3 protein-coding genes are annotated in these 1348 nt (G+C 68.5%); 1 reads left to right on the forward strand and 2 read right to left on the reverse strand.

The genetic code is table 11. The features are described 5' to 3' along the window. On the forward strand, window positions 1-340 hold a 340-nt coding region (locus AX690_RS23155), incomplete at its 5' end, for a hypothetical protein (RefSeq protein ID WP_369798159.1). A 68-nt stretch (window positions 341-408) separates the two neighbouring features. Here the strand turns inward: AX690_RS23155 and AX690_RS01360 are convergent. Together AX690_RS01360 and AX690_RS01365 are read right to left on the reverse strand one after the other, a co-directional pair. Beyond that, the gene (locus AX690_RS01360) at window positions 409-678 is read right to left on the reverse strand and encodes a hypothetical protein (protein WP_156449522.1); all 270 of its coding nucleotides are present in this window, start codon (window positions 676-678) and stop codon (window positions 409-411) included. Window positions 679-922: 244 nt separating this feature from the next. Beyond that, the gene (locus tag AX690_RS01365; RefSeq protein WP_066686870.1) at window positions 923-1255 is read right to left on the reverse strand and encodes a hypothetical protein; all 333 of its coding nucleotides are present in this window, start codon (window positions 1253-1255) and stop codon (window positions 923-925) included. Between the last annotated feature and the right edge of the window lie 93 nt (window positions 1256-1348).

Raw genomic sequence — 1348 nt, forward strand, 5'->3', positions numbered from 1 at the left:
GTGCGACGCCCTGCAACAGAAGCTGATGGACGCGATCGACGCGGCCTGGGCCATGGCCGAGGGGACCGACGACCCCGCCGTGATCGCCAAGGCCCGCGAGCAGTCGCGCCTGGCCGGCCACATCGCCGGCATGGCGCGCAAGGTCCTGGCCCTGGACCCGCCCCAGCCCAAGCCCTCCAGCCTGCCCAGCGCCATCCACGAGGCCTTCGACCGCCTGGACGCGGCCACCGCGCCGATCCTGGCCGCCGCCGCGCGCAAGGACGCCGCCGACGAGGGCAAGCCTCCGGCCGCCCAGGCCGTGGCGATGCGCGAGGCGTTGCGGAAGATGAAGCGACGGTAGCGGCTTGGCCGCCGTCGCTGGAAAACCGAGACCCACAGGGGCAAGCGAACGGGGCGCGCGCGAGCGCGCTAGACGCGGAGGCGCATGCCGTGGATCTCGCGATAGACCGGCCGATAGTCGTCGGGTCGCGAGCCGCGATCGGTCAGGAACTCCACCGCGCTCTGAATGCGCCCATCCTTGAATTCGTAGTCTTCGCTGGCTTTCACCAGCGGCTCCAGTTTCGCCAGCAGCGCGCGAGCCTCTACGGGCGTCACCTGGTCAGTGTCCCGAATAGCGAGATCACGCCACATCATGAGCGCCTCGTGGTTGGCCGCGCCGGCCTCATTCTGAGCGATCAACCACGTCCGGTCTTCGGGCGTCAGGTTCTCGAAATCGATGTCTTTGATGGAGCGAGGCTTCGTCGGGGCCGACTCGGTCTTCGCCTCGGGCGCGGGCGTCGAAGCAGCCGGCTGAGGTTCCGCCTTCATTGCTCACGCGGTTCATGGAACTCGCCCTCCCCGTCCGCGCCGAGGCGCATGGCGCTAACCATGCACGACTCGGGCCAACCTGAAGGCGAGCGACCAATCGCCGGGGCAGAGCGCTCTAGCTCCCCTCCTCGTCCACATAGATCACCACCGGCTTGCCGCGCGACAGCGGCTCCCAGCCGGCCTCGATGGCCGAGGCGATGGCCTTGGCGACGACGCGCACGGGGATCTGCGAGGGCTTCAGCGGCGGGGCGCTGAACTTGGGCTTGGGGCCGGGCGGGAACTCGATCATCGCCTCGCGCTGGCCTTCCTTGTGGCGCACGGCCAGCACCTTGCCGTGGCGCTCGGACGGGTCATAGGACCACTGCGGCAGGCGATGCAGCCGCCAGACATAGGGGTCTCCGTCGACCTCGATGTCGAACTCGACGATCAGCTTGTTGGGTTTAGCCATGAGCGGAGATAGCGCGAAGGGCGGCGGAGAAAAAGCCTTCCCCTTCTCCCCTTGCGGGAGAAGGTGTCGCTGAAAGCGACGGATGAGGGGTCG

It is taken from the genome of Caulobacter sp. CCH9-E1 (assembly GCF_001556515.1).
Taxonomy (GTDB): Bacteria; Pseudomonadota; Alphaproteobacteria; order Caulobacterales; family Caulobacteraceae; genus Caulobacter.

Excerpts from the sequence above, each read along its gene's own strand:
- AX690_RS01365 (WP_066686870.1), bottom strand. The coding sequence starts at position 1,255 with ATGGCTAAACCCAACAAGCTGATCGTCGAGTTCGACATCGAGGTCGAC.